This window comes from Paracoccus sediminis (genome assembly GCF_900188295.1).
Taxonomy (GTDB): Bacteria; Pseudomonadota; Alphaproteobacteria; order Rhodobacterales; family Rhodobacteraceae; genus Paracoccus; species Paracoccus sediminis.
Map to the genome: position 1 here is coordinate 210,192 of NZ_FZNM01000005.1, position 18,880 is coordinate 229,071.

General features: G+C 66.9%; 18 protein-coding genes. 10 read left to right on the plus strand and 8 right to left on the minus strand.

Annotated elements, in window-relative coordinates:
* Position 1: 1 nt before the first annotated feature.
* The 7 genes from CHB77_RS09820 to hutI all read right to left on the minus strand — a co-directional run bounded on the left by CHB77_RS09820 (position 2) and on the right by hutI (position 7,430).
* Entirely contained in the window at positions 2-658 is a 657-nt protein-coding gene (locus CHB77_RS09820; protein WP_089388023.1) for an amino acid ABC transporter permease, read from the minus strand.
* Complete coding sequence (locus CHB77_RS09825; RefSeq protein WP_089388024.1) at positions 658-1,305, minus strand: amino acid ABC transporter permease; 648 nt, start codon at positions 1,303-1,305, stop codon at positions 658-660. The genes CHB77_RS09820 and CHB77_RS09825 overlap by 1 nt, the downstream gene beginning before the upstream one ends.
* A gap of 63 nt (positions 1,306-1,368) precedes the next feature.
* Positions 1,369-2,187: a transporter substrate-binding domain-containing protein gene (locus tag CHB77_RS09830; protein ID WP_089388025.1), complete on the minus strand. Its 819-nt coding sequence runs from the start codon at positions 2,185-2,187 to the stop codon at positions 1,369-1,371.
* 36 nt (positions 2,188-2,223) lie between these two features.
* Positions 2,224-3,903 (minus strand): urocanate hydratase, encoded by a 1,680-nt coding sequence (gene hutU, locus CHB77_RS09835; RefSeq protein WP_089388026.1) that lies wholly within the window; start codon positions 3,901-3,903, stop codon positions 2,224-2,226.
* Positions 3,904-3,905: 2 nt separating this feature from the next.
* Complete coding sequence (gene hutG / locus CHB77_RS09840) at positions 3,906-4,697, minus strand: N-formylglutamate deformylase (RefSeq protein ID WP_089388027.1); 792 nt, start codon at positions 4,695-4,697, stop codon at positions 3,906-3,908.
* A complete protein-coding gene (hutH, locus tag CHB77_RS09845; protein ID WP_165456236.1) occupies positions 4,694-6,235 on the minus strand; it encodes a histidine ammonia-lyase in 1,542 nt (513 codons plus the stop codon). Before hutH ends, hutG begins: the two co-directional genes overlap by 4 nt.
* Positions 6,228-7,430, minus strand: a complete 1,203-nt coding sequence (gene hutI / locus CHB77_RS09850; RefSeq protein WP_089388029.1) for an imidazolonepropionase — start codon at positions 7,428-7,430, stop codon at positions 6,228-6,230. The genes hutH and hutI overlap by 8 nt, the downstream gene beginning before the upstream one ends.
* 105 nt (positions 7,431-7,535) lie before the next feature.
* Between hutI and CHB77_RS09855 the strand changes: the two genes are divergently transcribed.
* Both CHB77_RS09855 and CHB77_RS09860 read left to right on the plus strand, forming a co-directional pair.
* On the plus strand, positions 7,536-8,900 hold the full coding sequence (locus tag CHB77_RS09855) for a formimidoylglutamate deiminase (RefSeq protein WP_089388030.1): 1,365 nt from the start codon (positions 7,536-7,538) through the stop codon (positions 8,898-8,900).
* Positions 8,897-9,616, plus strand: a complete 720-nt coding sequence (locus tag CHB77_RS09860) for a histidine utilization transcriptional repressor HutC (RefSeq protein ID WP_089388031.1) — start codon at positions 8,897-8,899, stop codon at positions 9,614-9,616. The genes CHB77_RS09855 and CHB77_RS09860 overlap by 4 nt, the downstream gene beginning before the upstream one ends.
* 737 nt (positions 9,617-10,353) lie before the next feature.
* Here CHB77_RS09860 and CHB77_RS09865 read toward each other — a convergent pair.
* Complete coding sequence (locus tag CHB77_RS09865; protein ID WP_089388032.1) at positions 10,354-11,055, minus strand: GntR family transcriptional regulator; 702 nt, start codon at positions 11,053-11,055, stop codon at positions 10,354-10,356.
* Positions 11,056-11,188: 133 nt separating this feature from the next.
* Between CHB77_RS09865 and CHB77_RS09870 the strand changes: the two genes are divergently transcribed.
* The 8 genes from CHB77_RS09870 to CHB77_RS18885 all read left to right on the plus strand — a co-directional run.
* Positions 11,189-11,476 carry a UxaA family hydrolase gene (locus CHB77_RS09870; protein ID WP_176430328.1) on the plus strand — a complete coding sequence of 96 codons (288 nt, stop codon included), beginning with the start codon at positions 11,189-11,191 and terminating at the stop codon, positions 11,474-11,476.
* 3 nt (positions 11,477-11,479) lie between these two features.
* On the plus strand, positions 11,480-12,661 hold the full coding sequence (locus CHB77_RS09875; RefSeq protein WP_089388034.1) for a UxaA family hydrolase: 1,182 nt from the start codon (positions 11,480-11,482) through the stop codon (positions 12,659-12,661).
* A gap of 82 nt (positions 12,662-12,743) precedes the next feature.
* Positions 12,744-13,700, plus strand: a complete 957-nt coding sequence (locus CHB77_RS09880) for a tripartite tricarboxylate transporter substrate binding protein (RefSeq protein WP_089388035.1) — start codon at positions 12,744-12,746, stop codon at positions 13,698-13,700.
* Between the two features lie 87 nt (positions 13,701-13,787).
* The gene (locus CHB77_RS09885; protein ID WP_089388036.1) at positions 13,788-15,764 is read left to right on the plus strand and encodes a tripartite tricarboxylate transporter permease; all 1,977 of its coding nucleotides are present in this window, start codon (positions 13,788-13,790) and stop codon (positions 15,762-15,764) included.
* Between the two features lie 12 nt (positions 15,765-15,776).
* Positions 15,777-16,712 carry a hydroxyacid dehydrogenase gene (locus CHB77_RS09890; protein ID WP_089388037.1) on the plus strand — a complete coding sequence of 312 codons (936 nt, stop codon included), beginning with the start codon at positions 15,777-15,779 and terminating at the stop codon, positions 16,710-16,712.
* Positions 16,712-17,731 carry an Ldh family oxidoreductase gene (locus CHB77_RS09895; RefSeq protein ID WP_089388038.1) on the plus strand — a complete coding sequence of 340 codons (1,020 nt, stop codon included), beginning with the start codon at positions 16,712-16,714 and terminating at the stop codon, positions 17,729-17,731. The genes CHB77_RS09890 and CHB77_RS09895 overlap by 1 nt, the downstream gene beginning before the upstream one ends.
* On the plus strand, positions 17,721-18,773 hold the full coding sequence (locus tag CHB77_RS09900; RefSeq protein WP_089388039.1) for a YeiH family protein: 1,053 nt from the start codon (positions 17,721-17,723) through the stop codon (positions 18,771-18,773). Before CHB77_RS09895 ends, CHB77_RS09900 begins: the two co-directional genes overlap by 11 nt.
* 19 nt (positions 18,774-18,792) lie before the next feature.
* Positions 18,793-18,880: biotin carboxylase N-terminal domain-containing protein (locus CHB77_RS18885; RefSeq protein WP_425320183.1), on the plus strand; the 88-nt coding region annotated here is incomplete at its 3' end.

Below are 18,880 nucleotides of genomic sequence, written 5' to 3' on the forward strand. Positions count from 1 at the left end.
GTCATGTCCTTTCGATCAGGTGTTTCGTGACGCGCGATTCGAACCGGCGGCCCAAGCGGGAAATGGCTTCGACCAGGCCCCAGAAGAACAGGGCCAGCACCAGGTTCGCCTCGACGAAGCGGAAGGTTTCGGCGGACATGCGGCTGACCTGGTACATCAGTTCGGGCACGGTGATGATGGACAGGATCACCGTTTCCTTGGTCAGGATGATCGAGAAGTTGACAAGCGCGGGCAGGGCCGACACCATCGACAAGGGCAGCAGGATGCGCCGCACGATGGCCGGTTCCGTCATGCCGATGGCGCGCGCGGCCTCCAACTGTCCCAGGGGGACGGCGCGGAAGCCCGCGCGGAAGATTTCGGCGAAATAGGGGCTGCCATAGAGGGTCAGGCCCAGCAGGCCCGCCGGCAGCGCGTCCAGCCGCAAACCGATCAGCGGGCCGCCGTAATACAGCACGAACAATTGGACCAGGAACGGGGTGCCGCGGATGACCTCGATATAGATCTGGAGGATCCAGCCCAGCCAACGCGGGCCGTAATGGCGCGACAGCGCGATCACGAGGCCCAGGGCCATGGCGAAGACCGTGCCCAAGGCCCAGCACAGGATGGTATAGCCAAAGCCGCGCAGCAGGGCCGGGCCGTATTGTTGCAAAAGATCCATCACACCGTCGTCCTGTGCTCAAGCCAGCGTCCCAGGGCCGCAAGGCAAAGGTTTATCAGCAGATAGATGCAGGCGGCGGCCAGATAGACCTCCAGCGGGCGAAAGGTGGTCGCGGCCTGGGCCTGGCTGGCGCGGGTGATTTCCAGGATGCCCACCACCGACACCAGCGAGGACGCCTTGACCAGCAGGATCAGTTCGTTGATGAGCGCGGGCAGGGACATCGTGACGGCCTGCGGCAGGATCACCCGGCCCCAGACATCGCGCGGCGTCATGCCGATCGCGATGGCGGCCTCGGCCTGGCCGCGCGGCAGGGCGTTGATCGCGCCGCGCCAGATTTCCGAGATATAGGCACTGGCGCAGATGCCCACGGTGACGACGGCGGCAAACATGGCGGGCACGTCCAGCCCGATCAGCGGCAGCGAGTAATAGAACACCAGGAGCTGCACCAGCAGCGGCACGCCGCGCAGGAAGCTGACCCAGACCGCGCCGAAGTTGCGCAGCGCGCGCGACGATGACAGCCGCGCAGCGCAGATCAGCGTGCCGATCACCAGCCCCAGCGCGATCCCGCCCACCGAGATCAGCAGCGTGTATCGCGCCGCCCAGAACAGCGGCACGAGGCTTTCCAGAAAGACCGGGATCGAAAACATGCGCACCTCGGGCTGATGGGTCGCTGACGGCCGGGCGGGATCGTCCCGCCCGGCCGGGGTCGATCAGTTCGTCGGAACTTCGCGCGGCAGTTCGGTATAGGAACCCAGCCACTTTTCCTGGATCGCCTTGACGCGGCCGTCGTCGGTCATCTTCAGCAGCGCGTCGTTGATGGCCTGGGCCAGGGTTTCGCTGCCTTCCTCCTTGCGCAGCACCCAGGCGAAATACTTGGGTTCGCCGAATTGCGCGGGTTCGAACAGGGCGAAGGTTTCCGGGCGCGACTTGACCAGATAGGTCAGGTTCGGCAGCGATCCGGCCACCGCGTCCAGCCGCCCGGTCGCGAGATCCGCATAGGCCTCGTCGGTGGTGCCGTATTCCTTGATCGTGACGCCGCCCAGGGTCTGGCCGTAAGCCTCAAGCTGCTTGAACTGCGCGGTGCCCTGCTGGACGCCGACGGTCTTGCCCTTGATGTCCTCGGGCTTGGTCAGCGCGTCGTTGCCTGCCGCCTTGACCAGCGACACGGTCGCATCGGCGATGGGCAGGGTGAAGGTGTAGCGTTCCAGCCGTTCGGGGGTAATGGTGACGGGGGCGATCACGATGTCGAACTTGCCGACCTCAAGCCCCGGCAGTTCGGCGGTCCAGGGAATGTCCTGATAAAGGGGTTCGACACCCAGTTCCTTGGACACCTCGTCGAACAGATCCTTGGTCACGCCTTCGTAGGTTCCGTTGTTCAGCATGTCGAAGGGCGCATAGTGCATGTCGGTCGCGGTGACGATCTTGCCCGCCGCCTTGACGTCGGCCAGCTGATCGGCCGAGGCTATGGTGCCGGAGCCCAGGGTGGCCAGGCCCAGAAGCGCGGCGCGCAGGGTGGTGTGGATGGTCATGGGTTCACTCCTTGTTGGTGGTTTCTTGCTTTGCGGTCACAGGATCGCGGGCAGGTTCAGCCCGTGTTCGCGGGCGCAGTCCAGGGCGATGTCGTAACCGGCATCGGCATGGCGCATGACGCCGGTGGCCGGGTCGTTCCACAGCACGCGTCCGATGCGGCGGTCGGCGTCTTCGGTGCCGTCGCAGCAGATCACCATGCCGGAATGCTGGCTGAATCCCATGCCGACGCCGCCGCCGTGATGCAGGCTGACCCATGTGGCGCCGGACGCCGTGTTCAACAGCGCGTTCAGCAGCGGCCAGTCCGATACCGCGTCCGATCCGTCCTTCATCGCCTCGGTTTCGCGGTTGGGGCTGGCGACGCTGCCGGAATCCAGGTGGTCGCGGCCGATCACGACCGGGGCCTTCAACTCACCCGACCGCACCATCTCGTTGATGGCAAGGCCCGCGCGGTGCCGGTCGCCCAGGCCGATCCACATGATCCGCGCGGGCAGGCCCTGGAAGGCGATGCGGTCGCGGGCCATGTCCAGCCAGGTGTGCAGATGGGCGTTGTCGGGGAACAGTTCCTTCATCCGCCGGTCGGTCTTGTAGATGTCCTCGGGGTCGCCCGACAACGCGGCCCAGCGGAACGGGCCGATGCCCCGGCAGAACAGCGGACGGATATAGGCGGGCACGAAGCCCGGAAAGGCAAAGGCGTTTTCCAGCCCTTCCTCCAAGGCGACCTGGCGGATGTTGTTGCCGTAATCCAGCGTCGGCACGCCCGCGTTCCAGAAATCCACCATGGCCGCGACATGGGCCTTCATGCTGGCCCGCGCCGCCTGTTCCACGGCCTTGGGATCGGTTTCCTGTTTGGCGCGCCATTCGGCCACAGACCAGCCCAGCGGCAGGTATCCGTGGATCGGGTCATGGGCCGAAGTCTGGTCGGTCACGATGTCGGGACGTGCACCCCCGGCCTTCATGCGGGCCACCAGTTCCGGGAACACCTCGGCCGCGTTGCCGATCAGCGCCACGGACTTGGCCTCTCCGGCCTTGGTCCAGCGGTCGATCATCGCCAGCGCCTCGTCCAGCGTATGGGCCTTTTCGTCGCAATAGCGGGTGCGGATGCGGAAATCGGCTCGCGTCTCGTCGCATTCGACGGCCAGGCAGCAGGCCCCGGCCATCACGGCGGCCAGCGGCTGCGCGCCGCCCATCCCGCCCAGACCCGCCGTCAGGATCCATTTGCCGCGCAGGCTGCCGCCGTAATGCTGGCGGCCTGCCTCGGCAAAGGTCTCGAAGGTGCCCTGGACGATGCCCTGTGTGCCGATATAGATCCACGACCCGGCGGTCATCTGGCCGTACATCGCCAAGCCCTTGCGGTCCAGTTCGTTGAAATGGTCCCATGTGGCCCAGTGCGGCACCAGGTTGGAATTGGCGATCAGCACGCGCGGCGCGTCCTTGTGGGTCTGGAACACGCCTACCGGCTTGCCGGACTGGACCAGCAGGGTCTGGTCGTCATCCAGGTCGCGCAGGCTGGCGACGATCCGGTCGAAGTCGGCCCAGGTCCGCGCCGCCCGGCCGATGCCGCCATAGACCACCAGCTCATGCGGGTTTTCCGCCACATCCGGGTGCAGGTTGTTCATCAGCATCCGCAACGGCGCCTCGGTCAGCCAGCTTTTCGCCGTCAATTCGGTGCCGGTGGCCGGATAGATGTCGCGGGTGTTGTGGCGCGGATTGGTCATGGTCAGCCTTTCAGATCGGGGGCCAGATCGGCAAGCGTGGCAAGGATATGCTTCAGGGTATGGCGCAACGGCGCGGCCATGTCGGGGTCGTAGGCGAAGGGCGGGGCTTCGGTCGCAAGATGGGTCGATTGCGCCAGTTCCATCTGGATCGCGTGGATCCCGTCCTGCTGGCGGCCGTAATGGCGGGTGGTCCAGCCGCCCTTGAAGCGGCCGTTGACGGCCATCGTCCGGCCCGTGGCGCGGCAGATCGCCTCGGCGGCGGACTGGATGCGCGGGTCGCAGGTGGTGCCGCCCGCCGTGCCGATGTTGAAATCGGGCAGGGTGCCGTCGAACAGGAACGGGATATGGCTGCGGATAGAATGGCAGTCATACAGGATCGCCACCCCGTGCCGGGCGCGCACCTGTTCGATCTGGGCGGACAGCGCCGCGTGATAGGGGGCGTGGAACCGCCGGATCCGGTCGGCGATGTCGTCGGCGGCCGGTTCTTCGGTCCAGATCGGCTGGCCGTCGAAATCGGTCAGGGGCACCAGCCCGGTGGTGTTCTGGCCGGGATACAGGCTGGCGTTATCCGGGCCGCGATTGGCATCGACGACATAGCGGTGAAAGGTCGCCCGCACCGTCGTCGCGCCGGGCAGCAGCCCGTCATACAGGCGGTGGATATGCCAGTCGGTATCGGCCAGTTCCTGCCCGCGTGCGTTCAGCGCCGCGCGGATGTCGTCGGGCAGATATGTCCCCGTATGCGGCAGGCCCAGGATGACGGGACTATCGCCTTCACGAACCTCGACCGGTGTCATGGCTGAACCTCGGCCAGCAGGTCGGTGGGAATCGCGCCAACCAGCACGCCCTCGCGGACAAGGCGCGCGGATTCGACCAGATCGGGGGCCAGGTAGCGGTCCTGGTCCAGCGGCGGGATGGTGTCGCGCAGCCGGGCGATCACCGCCTGCAAGGGGACCGAGGTCGCCAGCGGTGCCCGGAATTCCACACCGGCGGCGGCGCAGATCGCCTCGATCCCCAGGATTTGCGACAGGTTGGCGTTCATCCGCCGCAGCCGCCGCGCGCCATGGGCGGCCATGCTGACGTGATCCTCCTGGTTGGCGCTTGTCGGCGTGGAATCCGTGCTGCACGGGTTCGCCAGATGCTTGTTCTCGCTCATCAGGGCGGCACTGGTGACTTCGGCGATCATCAGCCCGCTGTTCAGCCCCGGATCGGGCGTCAGGAACGGCGGCAGGTCGTGGGACAGCGCCGGATCCACCATCAGCGCGATGCGCCGCTGGGCGATGGCGCCGATTTCCGCGATCGCCAGGGCAATCTGGTCGGCGGCAAAGGCCACGGGTTCGGCATGGAAATTCCCGCCCGAGACGATCTGGTCGGCGCCCACCAGGACCAGCGGATTGTCGGTGGCGGCATTGGATTCGATTTCCAGCGTGCGGCCCGCCTGCCACAGCAGGTCGATGCAGGCGCCGGTGACTTGCGGCTGGCAGCGGATGCAATAGGGATCCTGCACGCGCGCATCGCCGTCGCGGTGGCTTTCGCGGATCGCGCTGCCCTCCATCAGTGCCCGGATCGCGCGGGCGGCGGCGATCTGGCCGCGATGGCCGCGCAGGGTGTGGATTTCGTCCAGGAAGGGCGCGGTCGATCCCATGATGGCGTCGGTCGACAGGGCCGATGTCACCAGGGCCGCGCGGGCCGAGGCGAAGGCCTCGAACAGCCCCGCAAGCGCGAAGGCGGTGGATACCTGGGTGCCGTTTATCAGCGCCAGCCCTTCCTTGGCGGCCAGGACCAGCGGGTCAAGCCCCGCGGCCCGCAGCGCCTCGGCCCCCGGCATCTCGCGGCCTTGCCAGACCGCCCGGCCTTCGCCCAGCATCACGGCGGCCATGTGCGCCAGCGGCGCCAGATCGCCCGAGGCCCCGACCGAGCCCTGCGCCGGAATCACCGGCAGCACGTTCCGCGCCAGCATGTCTTCCAGCAACGCGATCACCTGCGGCCGGACGCCGGACGCGCCCCGGCCCAGGGACAGCAGTTTCAGGACGAAGATCAGCCGCACCGTTTCTGGCTCGATCGCCTCGCCCACGCCGCAACAATGGGACAGGATCAGGTTCCTTTGCAGGGCCGCGGTGTCAGCCGGCGCGATCTTGATGGACGCCAGCTTGCCGAAGCCGGTGTTGACGCCATAGACCGGCGCGTCCCCGCCCGCCGCCTGGGCGATGCGGGCGGCGGATGCCGCAATGCCGTCGCGGGCGCTGCCCGACAGCCGCACGGCCAGCCCCTGCCGCCAGACCTGTTCCAACTGCGCCAGCGTGGTTTCCCCAGGGACAAGGATCAATTCAGACAAATTCGCCTCCGACGATGCGGGCATGAAGGGGGTTGAACCCGATGCGATAGGACAGCTCGGCCGGATCCCCGATATCCCAGATCGCCAGATCGGCGCGCAGTCCGGGTTCGACCCGGCCCCGGTCGGACAGGCCAAGCGCACGGGCGGCATGGGCGGTCACACCCGCCAGGCATTCCAAGGGGGTCATGCGGAACAGGGTCGCCCCCATGTTCATCGCCAGCAGGATCGAGGTCAGGGGCGAGGTGCCGGGGTTGCAGTCGGTCGCAAGCGCCATCGGCACGCCTGCGGCGCGAAGGGCCGCGACCGGGGGCAGTTTCGTTTCACGCAGGGTGTAAAAGGCGCCGGGCAAAAGAACCGCCACCGTGCCCGATTGCGCCATTGCGGCGATGCCGTCGTCGCCCAGGTATTCCAGGTGATCCGCCGAGATCGCGCCGCGCCGGGCTGCCAGGGCCGCACCGCCCCGATCCGACAACTGTTCCGCATGCAGCTTGACCGGCAGGCCCAAGGATGCGGCGTGGTCAAAGACCTGCGCGATTTCGTCGGGTGAAAAGGCGATACCCTCGCAGAACCCGTCCACGGCATCGATCAGCCCTTCGACATGGGCGCGGTCCATGCCGGCGATGACCACATCGCGCAGATAGGCCGCGCGGTCATGCGCGTATTCCGGGGGCAGGGCGTGGGCGGCCAGCCAGGTCGTGCGCACCGTCACCTTGCGAACCTCGCCGATCCGACGGGCGACGCGCAACATCTTCAGTTCGGTTCCGATCTCCAGCCCATAGCCCGACTTGATTTCCAGCGTGGTCACGCCCTCGGCCAGCAGGGCATCGACGCGCGGCAGGGCGGATGCCAGCAGCCGATCCTCGCCGGCCGCGCGGGTGTCGCGCACGCTGGACAGGATGCCGCCACCGGCGCGGGCGATGTCCTCGTAGCTGGCCCCTTCCAGCCGCATCGCGAATTCGCGGGCGCGGTCGCCGCCAAAAACGATATGAGTGTGGCAGTCGATCAGGCCGGGGGTGACGACCCGCCCGCCCAGGTCGCGGCGGGGCGCCCCGGCGAATCGGTCCGGCAGGGATTCAGCGCCGCCCACCCAGGCGATCTGCGGGCCGTCCACGACGATGGCCACCGGATCGGACAAGGGGGCTTGGCCCGAACCGGCTGCGATGCTGGCCATTCTGACATTGCCGAGGATCCGCATCACGTCCTGCCCCTGTTTGCGCTTGCCGTTCTATGTTTAAACATATAATCTCTCTATGTCTAAACTTATTTTGCGTCAAACGAAAACTTCCAGACAGGGATCGCCATGACTGTGCTGTGGGCGGAACGGGCCTTGTTGCCCGGCGGGTGGGCAGAGCATGTCCGTGTAAAGATCGGGCCGGACGGGCGGATCGCCCAGGTCCGCGCTGGGGCAGAGCCTGAAGGGCAACGGGTCGGCCTGCTGCTGCCGGCGATGGTCAACCTGCATTCCCACGCCTTCCAGCGGGCCATGGCAGGCCTGTCCGAGGCGCGCGGGCCGCATCCGCGCGACACCTTCTGGACCTGGCGCCAGATCATGTTCCGCTTTCTGGACCACCTGACGCCCAACGATGTCGAGGCCATTGCGGCTCTTGTGCAGATGGAGATGCTGGAGGCCGGTTATGCCACGAATGTCGAATTCCACTATCTGCATCACCAGCCGGGCGGCGCGCCCTATGCCAACCTGGCCGAGATGTCCGAACGCGTCGCCGCCGCTGCCGCCCGCACCGGAATCGGGTTGACCCTGCTGCCGGTGCATTACCAGTTCGGCGGCTGCGACGGCCGCCCCCTGAGCCAGGGGCAGGCGCGATTCGGCACCGATCCGCAGATGTTCGCCCGGCTTCTGGATGCGTCCGAGCGCGCGCTTGGCCATCTGCCGCCCGATGCGGGGATCGGTGTCGCGCCCCATTCGCTGCGTGCCGTCAGCCCCCAGGCGCTGCACCTGTGCACGACGCTGCGCCCCGGCCGGCCCCTGCACATGCATCTGGCCGAACAGATCCCCGAGATCGAGGAGGTTCGGGCCGCCCATGGCCTGCGCCCGGTCGAATGGCTGCTGGAACACTGCGACCCCGACCGCCGCTGGACGCTGATCCACCTGACCCACATGACCCCCGACGAAACCCGCCGCCTGGCCGCGACCGGGGCCGTCGCGGGCCTGTGCCCCATCACCGAGGCCAGCCTGGGCGACGGCATCTTCAACGGCATGGTTTGGCGCGAAGCGGGTGGAAGGCTCGGCTTCGGGTCCGACAGCAACATCCGCATTTCCTTGGTCGAGGAGCTTCGGGGCCTGGAATACAGCCTGCGCCTGCGCGACACGGCCCGCGCAATCCTGGCCGAGCCGGAACGCTCGACGGGCCGGGTGCTTTATGACAGCGGGCTTGACGGCGGCGCCACGGCGGCGGGCCGCGACACGGGCGCGATCCAGGAAGGGCTGTGGGCCGATCTCAGCGCCTTGGCCCTGGACACGCCCGTCATGGCGGGACGGAAGGGCGACCGGATGCTGGACAGCCTGGTCTTTGCAGGAGGCGACGGGCTGGTCCGGGATATGTGGGCGGCAGGGCGCCATATCGTCCGCGATGGCCGCCATCGGGACCGCGACCGGATCGTGACCGACTATCTGGCCTGCATCGCCAGCCTGCAGGAGCGGATGTGACCGCCAACCCCCCAGCCCAGACCTGGCCCAAGGCCCAGGCCATCGCGTCCGAGGTGCGGCGCCGGATCCTCGACCGGGAATGGCGCCAGGGGGACCGCATCCCCGATGAGGCCGATCTGGCCGTCGAATTCGGCGCCGCGCGGGCCACGGTGAACAAGGCGTTGCAGGTGCTGGCCGATGAGGGGCTGCTGGACCGGCGCCGTCGCGCGGGCACCCGCGTCGCCGTCGATCCGGTCCGCAAGGCGACCTTGACCATTCCCATAGTGCGCGAACAGATCGAAAGCGCGGGCATGGCCTACAGCCATCGCATTTTCGCGCATCGGCCCAGCCCCGCGCCTGAATCCGTTGCCGGCAAGCTGGGGATCGGACCCGGCATGCCGATGATTCACCTGCGCGCGGTCCATTACGGTGACGGCATCCCGTTCCAGTATGAGGATCGCTGGATCAACCCCAAGGCGGTGCCCGGCATGGATCGGGTGGATTTCCGCCATGTCAATGCCAACGAATGGCTGGTCCGCAACGCGCCATATTCACGCGCCGAGGTTGTCTTTTCGGCGGCTAATGCCGATGTGCGCGACGCCCGGCTATTGCAGACGCGGCGGGGTCAGGCGCTGCTGATCCTGCACCGCGCCACCTGGAACGAGGGCCAACCGATCACCACCGTCCGAATCGCCTGTAAGCCCGGTCACGAAATCAGCGCCAACAGCCAACCATGATCTACACCTTCTTTTCCTGCCATTTTGCAGAAATTTCGGGAAAGAGGATCCTGTCATGGGTATTTCATCAGCAAGAAGGAAATCACCACCGCGCAGGGCTGCCAGCAAACCCATCGCCGTCGGGAGGCGCCGCAAGATGATGTCTGCCGCCTTCCCGAAACCGGGACACCGATGTTCGTCCGGCAGGGATTCCTGACGGTCATTGCGGATCCTTGCCGTCAGACTGTGCCCTTGGAGTCAAGGACATGGACAAACCGCGGGTTCGGGCCGAAGACTGAACCTGTCGCCTTGGGTGACAGGCCCCGCCCACGTGCGCACCACTGGGGGCGGGGCCGCTTGTGCAACGGGTTCATGCTGGGGTTAACACTGGCCACGCGGGATCCCGGCCGTTAGGTTACGGGCATGGGGGCCAAGCGCACGTCCCTCATGGGAGACCCTTGCAGCCGGTCACGGTCGCGAGGGTCTTTCGCATCCGGGCACGACATGGGTCCACGGCAATCATGGAAAATCATGTGTTGTCCTGACGTTGGATCAAGACGCCAGCTCTCTGCCGGTTACGACCTGGGACATCCGACGTAGGCGCCAAAGGTTCGCGACCTGGCAGGGTGGTTTTTCCTGCCCCGCCAAGCTGCCGGAAACCCAGCAGCCGTCAGGCAGCAATTTGTCACGATCCAATCACCAAAGACCAGTTTTCTTCTTCAAGTATGACCTCAAGAAGAACAAGCAGGCGTCATTCCTTATTCCAGCGTCACCTTGTAGCACAATCCATCGGTGCGATAGAGGCTGTGCCGCCGTTCCACCACCCGTCCGAGGATGTCGGTCGCTACGCGTTCCACCCGTAGCAACGCGCTGCCTGGAGTCAGGCCCAGCAGCTCGGCCTCGGCCGCGCCGGCCGTCACGGCCGTGATGGTTTCCTCGGCGCGAAGAACGATGCAACTGTAGCCCTGCTGATAAAGGATATAGAGCGCGCTCGGCAGGGGCGCACGCCGAGCCAGGCCGGGAAACAGCGCGGCGGGCACGACCGCGGTCTCTATGGCGCTCGCGACGCCGTCGAGGCTGCGGACGCGCCGGATTTCGGTTACCAGATCAGGATGTTCGTGCAGCGCCGTCTGCTCGGCAGCGTCGGCCGGGCGCTCGCGGATCTCCTCGCTGACCACCTCCGGCTTTATGATCGTTCCATCGGGGCGACGCAGCCGAAAGAAGTTGAACAGCGAACTGTCGGGCGTCCGTGCCGTCACGAAGGTGCCGCGCCCTTGTTCACGCCGCACGATGCCGTGCTGTTCCAGCATCATCAGCGCCTTGCGCGCCGTCCCCTGCGAGACGCCGATCTCGGCAGCCAGCTGGAATTCGCTGGGCAGTATGCCGCCGGGCAACAGTTCGCCCGCCGCGATCCGGGCGACGATCGTGTCGATCACTTTTTGATAGAGCGGCAGTCCCATGATCCCTCGCGCGGCCTGTCCTCGTCTTAGCATGAGAGGTGGGGCCATGGAACAGGTATATTTATTCTTGTATAAGAATGATTATAACTGTTAAGAAGGCCACATGGCAGTTGTGCCAACAAGGGAGGACAAGGTGAGCATTCCACAACTTCTGGTCCATGATCGTGACGACAATGTCGGCGTGGTGGTGGTCGAGAACCTGACAGCCGGCACCGAGATGCTGTGCGTCGTGACAGCCGACAATTCCGACTTCCGCCTGACGGCCAAGGCCGACATTCCGATCGGCCACAAGGTCGCGCTGAAGCCGCTGAAGGCCGGCGACACGGTCATCAAGTACGGCGAGGACATCGGCAAGATGGTTGGCGATGCCGCGGTTGGCGGGCACGTCCATACCCAGAACTGCAAGACGAAAAGGTGGTAGGTCATGGCACTTGATTTCAGCACCGCGACCGTCAAGGCCTGGCGCCGGGAAAATGGGCGCGTGGGCGTGCGCAACCACGTCCTGATCCTGCCGGTCGACGATATCTCGAACGCCGCCTGCGAGGCGGTGGCCAACAACGTCAAGGGCACGCTGGCCATTCCGCATGCCTATGGCCGCCTGCAATTCGGCGAGGATCTGGAGTTGCACTTCCGCACGATCATCGGCACAGGGGCCAACCCCAATGTGGCCGCTGTGGTGGTCATCGGGATCGAGCCGGAATGGACCAAGGTCATCGTCGACGGCATCGCCAAGACCGGCAAGCCTGTCACGGGCTTCTCGATTGAGCAGAAGGGCGATTTCGAAACCATCCGCCAGGCCAGCTGGACCGCCAAGGACTACGTCCACTGGGCGACCGAACTGCACAAGGAAGATTGCCCGATCAGCGATCTGTGGGTGTCCACCAAATGCGGCGAAAGCGATACGACCACCGGCCTGTCGTCCTGCCCCACCGTCGGCAACATGTATGACAAGCTGCTGCCGCAAGGCATCTATGGCTGCTTCGGCGAGACGTCCGAGATCACCGGGGCCGAGCATATCTGCGAAACCCGCGCCGCCAATCCCGAGGCCGCCGAGAAGTTCAAGACGATCTGGAAGTCCTATCAGGACGACGTGATCGAGCAGTTCAAGACCTCGGATCTGTCGGACAGCCAGCCGACCAAGGGCAACATCCTGGGCGGGCTGACGACCATCGAGGAGAAGGCCCTGGGCAATCTGGAAAAGATCGGCCGGACCTCGACCTACATCGACGCGATTGGCCCGGCCGAGACGCCGGACAAGGGGCCAGGCCTCTACTTCATGGACAGTTCGTCCGCGGCGGCCGAATGCGTCACGCTGATGGCGGCGGGCGGGTATGTGATCCACACCTTCCCGACCGGACAGGGCAACGTGGTCGGCAACCCGATCGTGCCAGTCATCAAGATCTCGGGCAACCCGCGCACGCTGCGCACCATGTCCGAACACATCGATGTGGACGTCACCGGCGTGCTGACACGCGAGATGACCATCGACCAGGCAGGCGATGCCTTGATCGAGATGATCGTGCGCACCGCCAATGGCCGTCTGACCGCGGCCGAGGCCCTGGGTCACCGGGAGTTCTCGATGACCAAGCTTTATCGCAGCGCCTGACCACCGCCGCCGGCCGCGCCCTTGAGGAGGGGCGTGGCCGGCGGGCGACAGGTCGCACCACACAGCAGGGGAGGAGAAACCTATGATCGGAACGACGGCACGGCGCCTAATCGGCGCGACGGCTTTGGCAGTGATGGGCATGGCGGGGGCGGCACTGGCCTTTCCCGACGGGCCGGTGACCTATATCATCCCGTTCAACGCGGGCGGGGAAAGCGACATCACGGCGCGCTATCAGCAGCAGCCGTTCCAGAAGATCACCGGCCAGGATCTGATCGTGCAGTATCTGCCGGGCGCCGGCGGGGCGCAGGCCTGGGCCGGGTTGAACGGCATGCCGGGCGACGGCCAGACCATCATGGGCACGAACCTGCCCCATATCGTGCTGCAGCCGATGCTGCAGGATCCCGGCTACAAGACCGAGGATATCGCGAATGTCTATATGTTCCACTTCACGCCTGACGCGCTGCTGGTGCGCGCCGACAGCCCCTACCAGACGCTGCAAGACGTGATCGACGCCGCCAAGAAGATGCCGGGCGGCATCACCGCCGGCGGCACCGCCACCAATTCGGCCAACCACGTCGCCAACCAGTTGTTCGCCAACGCATCCGGGGCCGAGCTGACCTATATCCCCTATACCGGCACCGGCGCCACCGAAAGCGCCCTGGTGGGCGGCGAGGTGGACGTGCTGTGGGGCTATACGACCGTGGCCGTGCGCCAGGGGGATGCCGTGCGCCCGCTGGCCATCGCGACCGAGGAACGCCACCCGCTGTTCCCCGACACCCCCACCTTCAAGGAGCTGGGCATCGACATGGTCGGCGGGGCCTATCGCGGGATCGGCGTGCCGTCCTCGACGCCCGAGGACGTGCGCCAGCAGCTGTCCGACATCATTGGCCAGGTGAACGCCGACCCGGCCTTCCGCACGCAGATGGAAAACGACGGCTATGCCGTGATCGATGTTCCCTACGCGGACATGGACGCCTTCATGGCCGAACGGACCGCCGCCTATACCGCGGTGGCCGAACAGCTGCGCGCCCAGCAGTAACGCCAGCCGTCGCGCGTTCGGGTGATCTGCCGCGCGCAACGCGCGGCGGCCGGGCGGCGCATCCTTGCAGGCCAAAGGGAGTGAACCATGGCGAATGCAGCAAGTATCCTGTTTGAAGCATTGAGCCCGCTGAACCTGCTGCTGGCAGTGGCGGGCGTGCTGGGGGGCACGATCATCGGTGCGCTGCCGGGGCTGTCGGCGACGATGGCCATCGCCGTCCTGGTCCCCTTCACCTTTGTCATGGACCCGGCCTCGGGGTTGATCGTGCTGGGGGCGATCTATACCGGGGCGATCTATGGGGGCGCCTTCGCGGCGATCCTGGTGAACACGCCCGGCACCCCAAGCGCCATCGCCACGACCTTCGACGGCTATCCCATGGCCAAGCGCGGCGACGGCGATCTGGCCGTCACGCTGGCCACCATCGCCAGCGTCTTCGGCGGACTGGTCGGGGCCTTCCTGCTGATTACGCTGTCGCCCTGGCTTGCGACTCTGGCTCTGGCGTTCCAATCGACCGAGTATTTCTGGCTGGCCCTGCTGGGGCTGACACTGATCGCCACGCTGTCGCAGGGCAACCTGGTCAAGGGGCTGATCGGCGGGCTGTTCGGGATCTTCCTGTCGATGATCGGCGTGGCCGTCATCGGCGGCGACATGCGCTTTACCGCCGGGCTTCCCTCGATGCTGGGCGGCATCGACATCGTGGCCGCGCTGATCGGCCTTTACTGCGTGCCGGTCCTGATCGGCATGGTCGCAGCGCCGGGCCAGCACCTCGATCCGGGCGAGGCGCGGGGCTTTCGCCTGTTCGAGGCGATCGGCCTGTCGCTGAAGAACTGGTTCAATCTGCTGCGGTCCTCGCTGATCGGCACGCTGGTCGGCATCCTGCCGGGCGCCGGCGGATCGATCGCCTCGCTGATCGCCTATTCCGAGGCGCGGCGCGCCTCGTCCCGCTCGGACCATTTCGGGCAGGGCGAGCCCGGCGGCATCCTCGCCACCGAGAGCGCGAACAACGCCACCGTCGGCGGCGGCTTCATTCCGACGTTGGTGCTGGGCATCCCCGGCACGCCGCCGGACGCGGTCATCATGGGCGCGCTGATGGTGCAGGGCATCCGGGTCGGGCCATCGTTGTTCCAGTCGGGCGATGACACCGTCTATGTCTTCATGACCGGGCTGGTGATCGCGACGCTGCTGATGCTGCCGGTCGGGCTTGTCGTCGGGCGCTATGCCTATCGGTTCATCGTCAACGTGCCCAAGGCGATCCTGGTCCCGCTGATCGCCTACATGACCGTTATCGGCAGCTTTGCCATCCACGCAAACCCGCACGAAGTCATGGTGATGGTGGTGCTGGGCATCGTCGGCTGGGCGGCGGGGCTGGCGGGCTTTGGCGCCTCGCCCATCGTGCTGGGGCTGGTGCTGGGTCAGATCGCCGAGCAGGGCTTCATGCGGGCCTGGATGATCGGCGGGGCGCGGGGCGATTTCTTGGGCCAGCTGCTGGTGAACCGCCCGATCAGCTGGGGTATCGTGGCGCTGATCCTGCTGACCATGATGCTGCCGCTGCTGCGCATGCGTCGGGTGGGACGCCGCGTGCCGCAGCCCGTCAACGCGCAGGTCGTCGGCCGGTCGGTCGACCGAGCCGGGCTGGCGGGGTCGGTCGTGTTCCTGGTCCTGGCGGTGGTGATCCTGTTGCAGGCCCGCGGGCTCAGCGTGATGGCCGCGGCCTTCCCCTATGCCGTCGGCACCGGGCTGGCGCTGCTGTCGCTGATCCAGATCCTGCGCAGCCTGCGCGGCCACGGCGGCGTCAATTCCGAATCCGTCAGCGCCGACGGCACCGGGCGGGGCCTCGTGCTGGCCGCGACCATGTTGGGCTGGGCGTTGATCTTTCCCCATCTGGGGCTGTTCGTCACCTCGGTCCTGGCCTGCATCATCCTGATGCTGACCGCGCAGTTCGGACGCCTGACCGCGCCCCGGCTGGCGGCTTACCTGGCCAGCATCCTGGTGATGGTCGGCCTGTTCTACATCACGCTGGACCGGGTGCTGAACCTGCCCCTGCCAGCGGCCCTGCTGTTCTAGGAAAGGAAACCCATGTCGCGCATCGTCATCACCGAATTCATGGACGAGGCTGCCGTGGCCCGCATGTCCGCCCGGCACGAGACCGTCTATGCCCCCGATCTGGTGGACCGTCGCACCGAGCTGATGCAGTCTCTGGGCCAGGCCGAGATCCTGGTGGTGCGCAACCGCACCAGGGTGGACGACGAATTGCTGCAAGCAGGTCCGAACCTGCGGGCGGTCGGCCGCCTGGGGGTGGGCCTGGACAACATCGACCTGGAGGCGTGCAGGATGCGCGGCATCCAGGTCTGGCCCGCGACGGGGGCCAACGATCAGGCGGTCGCCGAATATGTTATCACCGCCGCCATGATCCTGCGCCGCCGCGCCTATGGTGCTTCGGACCAGGTCGTAGCCGGATCCTGGCCCCGCCAGCACCTGATCGGCGGCGAGACGGCGGGGCAGGTCATGGGGTTGCTGGGCTTTGGCGCCATCGCGCGCGAGGTGGCCCGTCGCGCCCGAGCCTTGGGCATGGCCGTCATCGCGCATGATCCGCATCTCGCGCCCGACGATCCAGCGTGGGCCGAGGCAAGCTCGGTCGCGTTTGAGGATCTGCTGTCGCAGGCGGATGTTGTCAGCCTGCATGTGCCGCTGACCCCCCAGACCCGCCACATCATCGGCAACAGCGCGCTGGCGCAGATGAAGCCCGATGCGGTGCTGATAAACGCCGCGCGCGGCGGTGTGGTCGACGAAAGCGCGCTGGCCACGGCGCTGAAAGAGGGGCGATTGGCCGGCGCGGCACTGGACGTTTTCGAGGTCGAGCCGCTGACGGCCGAGGCGGCGGCAATCTTCCAGGGCCTGCCGAACCTGATAATGACCCCGCATATTGCCGGCGTTACCGTGGAATCGAACACGCGCGTCAGCACGCTGATCGCCGGCAAGGTGCTGGATTATCTGGCCGAGGGAGCCGCGTGATGCCGATCCATCAGACCTTGCCGCAGGCCCATGACCTGATCGTCCGCACCTTGACCCGCTGCAACACGGCACCCGCCAACGCCGCAGCGGTGGCGCGCGCGCTCGTGGCCGCCGAGCAGGCCGGGCAGGGGGGGCACGGGTTGCGGCGGCTGCCTTCCTATGCCGCGCAGGCGCGCAGCGGCAAGGTGAAGGGTCACGCAAAGCCCACGGCCAGCCAGGCACGGCCCGGCGTGCTCAGCATCGACGCGCAGGACGGCTTTGCCTATCCGGCAATCGAACTTGGGCTTGATTGGCTCGAGGGCGCCGCCCGCACCCAGGGTATCGCAGTAGCCGCCATCACCCGGTCGCACCATTGCGGCGTGGCTGGGGTGACTGTGGGCGCCCTGGCGGAACGCGGCCTTGTCGGCCTGATGTTCGCCAACACCCCGGCCGCGATGGCGCCCTGGGGCGGGCGCACCCCGCTGTTCGGCACGAACCCGATCGCGTTTGCGGTGCCGCGCCAGGGTACGCGCGCGCCGGTGGTGATCGATGTCTCGTTGTCAAAGGTGGCGCGCGGCAAGATCATGGCGGCGCAGCAGCGCGGGCAGCCCATCCCCGAGGGCTGGGCCCTGGATGCGGATGGCGAGGCTACAACCGATCCGACGGCCGCCCTGCGGGGCACGATGATCCCGATGGGCGAGGCCAAGGGCACCGCGCTGGCGCTGATGGTCGAGATGCTGGCCGCGGGCCTCGTGGGCGCCCGCTTCGGGCACGAGGCCTCGTCCTTCTTCACGGCCGACGGGCCGCCGCCGGGGGTTGGGCAGCTGATTATCGCGATCGATCCGGCGGCGTTCGGCAACGGCAACGCCGCGCGGTTCGAGAGGCTGGCCCAGGCGGTCGAGACCGAACCGGGCGCCCGGTTGCCCGGCACCCGCCGCGATACGCTCAGGGCCGAGGTCGCCGCGGCGGGCATCTGGATCGACGACGATCTGCTGGCCGAAATCGACGCCGTGACGGCCGAACCCTGTCATGGAAACTGACGCGACCCGCCCGCGCCCTCGCCGTGCCGGGATAGCCACAAGCTGCCGGGCACGGCTGCGGGAGGTCTTTCCTGGGGTGGCCGTCGCGCTTCTGGTGGCCGTGGCGGCGCAGTTCCTGTCCGAGCAATACGGCGCGCCCGCCATGCTGATGGCGCTGCTGATGGGCCTGGCGCTGAACTTTCTGGCGGATGACGGCACGCGCACTCAGGCCGGCGTCGGCTATGCGGCGCGCACCGTGCTGCGACTGGGCGTCGCGCTGCTGGGCGCGCGCGTGTCCATGGACATGCTGACGGACCTGGGCGGCGCGATGATCCTGCTGGTGATTGCCGGCGTCATGGCGACGATACTCTTTGGCATGCTGGCAGCCCGGTTCTTTGGCCGGGGCTGGCGGATGGCCCTGCTGTCCGGGGGCGCGGTGGCGATCTGCGGCGCCTCGGCGGCCATGGCGATCGCCGCGGTCCTGCCCCGGACCGACAAATCCGAACGCAACCTGGCCTTCACGGTCATGGCCGTGACAGTCCTGTCGACGGTTGCGATGATCGCCTATCCGCCGCTGTCGTCCTGGTTCGGGTTCTCTCCCCTGGAATCGGGGGTGTTCCTGGGCGGCACCATTCATGATGTCGCGCAGGTTGTCGGCGCTGGCTTCTCGGTCAGCCCCGAGGTGGGCGAGACCGCGACGGTCGTCAAGCTGATCCGCGTGTCGATGCTTGCGCCGGTGGTGCTGGCCTTCTCGCTGGCGATCCGCGCCGGACGGCTGGACGCCGATGCGCCGGCGGGTACGCGCCCGCCGCTGCTGCCGTCGTTCGTCGTCTGGTTCCTGACGCTGGCGGTGTTGAACTCGGTCGGGGTTATACCCGCCTCGGTGTCCTATTTCGCTGAACAGCTGAGCCGCTGGGCCCTGCTGGCCGCCATCGCGGCGGTGGGGATCAAAACCTCGCTGGCGCGGATGATGGACGTGGGCGGCACCGCAGTGGGCCTGATCGTCGCAGAGACGGTTTTCCTTGCCTGCTTTGTGCTGCTGGGCGTGCACTGGATTGGGTGAAAGCTCGGCGATGACCGCGATGTTTCAAAAGATCCTTGTTGCGAACCGTGGCGAGATTGCGATCCGGGTGATGCGGGCGGCCAACGAGCTGGGCAAGCGGACGGTGG

Bases quoted from the DNA above. Each gene is read 5' to 3' on its own strand.
- CHB77_RS09880 (WP_089388035.1), top strand. From the start codon at position 12,744: ATGATCGGAACGACGGCACGGCGCCTAATCGGCGCGACGGCTTTGGCA.
- CHB77_RS09875 (WP_089388034.1), top strand. From the start codon at position 11,480: ATGGCACTTGATTTCAGCACCGCGACCGTCAAGGCCTGGCGCCGGGAA.
- CHB77_RS09830 (WP_089388025.1), bottom strand. From the start codon at position 2,187: ATGACCATCCACACCACCCTGCGCGCCGCGCTTCTGGGCCTGGCCACC.
- CHB77_RS09825 (WP_089388024.1), bottom strand. From the start codon at position 1,305: ATGTTTTCGATCCCGGTCTTTCTGGAAAGCCTCGTGCCGCTGTTCTGG.
- CHB77_RS09885 (WP_089388036.1), top strand. From the start codon at position 13,788: ATGGCGAATGCAGCAAGTATCCTGTTTGAAGCATTGAGCCCGCTGAAC.
- hutU (WP_089388026.1), bottom strand. From the start codon at position 3,903: ATGACCAATCCGCGCCACAACACCCGCGACATCTATCCGGCCACCGGC.
- hutG (WP_089388027.1), bottom strand. From the start codon at position 4,697: ATGACACCGGTCGAGGTTCGTGAAGGCGATAGTCCCGTCATCCTGGGC.
- CHB77_RS09895 (WP_089388038.1), top strand. From the start codon at position 16,712: ATGCCGATCCATCAGACCTTGCCGCAGGCCCATGACCTGATCGTCCGC.
- CHB77_RS09900 (WP_089388039.1), top strand. From the start codon at position 17,721: ATGGAAACTGACGCGACCCGCCCGCGCCCTCGCCGTGCCGGGATAGCC.
- CHB77_RS09890 (WP_089388037.1), top strand. From the start codon at position 15,777: ATGTCGCGCATCGTCATCACCGAATTCATGGACGAGGCTGCCGTGGCC.
- CHB77_RS09855 (WP_089388030.1), top strand. From the start codon at position 7,536: ATGACTGTGCTGTGGGCGGAACGGGCCTTGTTGCCCGGCGGGTGGGCA.
- hutI (WP_089388029.1), bottom strand. From the start codon at position 7,430: ATGCGGATCCTCGGCAATGTCAGAATGGCCAGCATCGCAGCCGGTTCG.
- CHB77_RS09865 (WP_089388032.1), bottom strand. From the start codon at position 11,055: ATGGGACTGCCGCTCTATCAAAAAGTGATCGACACGATCGTCGCCCGG.
- CHB77_RS09820 (WP_089388023.1), bottom strand. From the start codon at position 658: ATGGATCTTTTGCAACAATACGGCCCGGCCCTGCTGCGCGGCTTTGGC.